Here is a 1,382-nt window from a genome sequence, read left to right as displayed (position 1 = left end):
CAATCCATATCCATTTTCGAATCAAAGTTGTTTCCTCCTAGTAATCCAAGTAAAAAGAATACTGTAAGCGAAAAATAAGATTGGTAATAGAATAAAGAAAACGACATTTAAGATATCCATAAGAGAATATATAAACAAATATTGATCCACATCGGGATTTAGGAAAATAAATAGGCCAACTATAAATAACATAAAAGCAAGCAGCGCCCAATTGCGGGCGTTTTTTTGAAGTGAAATGGCCACAGATTCAAAACTGAAAAATAAATACGGATATATCGTAGTGGAAAATACAATTAAATAGTAAGCGATATATATAATTTCTAATCGTTCCATGAAAGAAAAACGAACCCCTTTTAACAGATGAAATACTGGCCAGATTACGTCTTTTATCCCCTCTGGACTAAAGTATATATAAGAAAGAATAGTAACATATAGATAGAAAAACATGGTTCCAGTATTCGCTATTAGTAGTCCTTTTATGGCTTTTTGCTTTTTTTGTAAGAATGGATATATATAATATGCAATTTCTAGGCCAGCATAAGGAGTAATGGTTTCTTTTGTTGCCTTTACAATAGGGTATAATCCTTCTTTAAATATAGGTAGTAGGTGTAAAGGATTGTAGTTAGTCTTTAGTGAAAAAAGAAGAAATAGTGGCATCCAAGTAGTGAAGAAGAAAACAAGCATAGAATAACTAGTAAGAGCCCTTAACCCACTCAGGGTTAAAATAATAAAAGGTAATAGTAATAATATGGTGATTTGATAAGCAGGAGTGGAAGGGAATATCCACACTTTTACAATATCGGTTGCCTTTAATAAAGTATTAAATCCAGCAAAAAATAGATAAAAGGCATATGCAAGAAAAAGAATTGTCCCTATCCATTTACCAAAGTATGTTTTTAAGATTTGTGAGAAATTTTTGTTAGGATTTTTTTGTAACATTAATATAATAAATACCCCGATTATAGAAGTAACTATCCATCCGAGAATGATCGAAATCCAGCCATCTGTGCCAGCATTAGTAGCAAGGGGGCTTGGCATAATTAACATACCAGATGCAAGTTGAAGCGAATGAATGAAAATAATAAATTCGAATAAAGTTACTTTTTGGAACTTAAGATTTCCCATGTTAACCACCTTCTTTTTTCTTTCTTTGTTTCGGCTGTCCTGTACTCGAGCGGGTGGTAATCATCGAAATAGGAAATCTTACAAAAGAATCTTTTAACTCTTGGAGACGAAATGGTGCGATTGGCATTCCATATGGTGAACCATAGGAAGTTAGTGAAACAAAATGAGCAAATAAAAGCATTAATCCACTAACAATACCTACAATCCCATAAAAGTAAGCCAATAACATCATTGGAAAACGGATAAGGCGTATAGAA

The 1,382-nt window shown here is 32.6% G+C and carries 2 protein-coding genes; both read right to left on the bottom strand.

From position 1 onward, the window contains the following. Positions 1–21 precede the first annotated feature (21 nt). Complete coding sequence (locus MR160_RS35415) at positions 22–1,125, bottom strand: GerAB/ArcD/ProY family transporter (protein WP_000527367.1); 1,104 nt, start codon at positions 1,123–1,125, stop codon at positions 22–24. 1 nt (position 1,126) lies between these two features. Further along, positions 1,127–1,382: spore germination protein (locus tag MR160_RS35410; protein ID WP_242299214.1), on the bottom strand; the 256-nt coding region annotated here is incomplete at its 5' end.

The sequence above is a fragment of the Bacillus cereus group sp. BfR-BA-01382 genome (assembly GCF_022663475.1).
Lineage (GTDB): Bacteria > Bacillota > Bacilli > Bacillales > Bacillaceae_G > Bacillus_A > Bacillus_A thuringiensis_S.
Note: the sequence above shows the minus strand (reverse complement) of the source record. Positions and strands in the feature narration are given on the sequence as shown.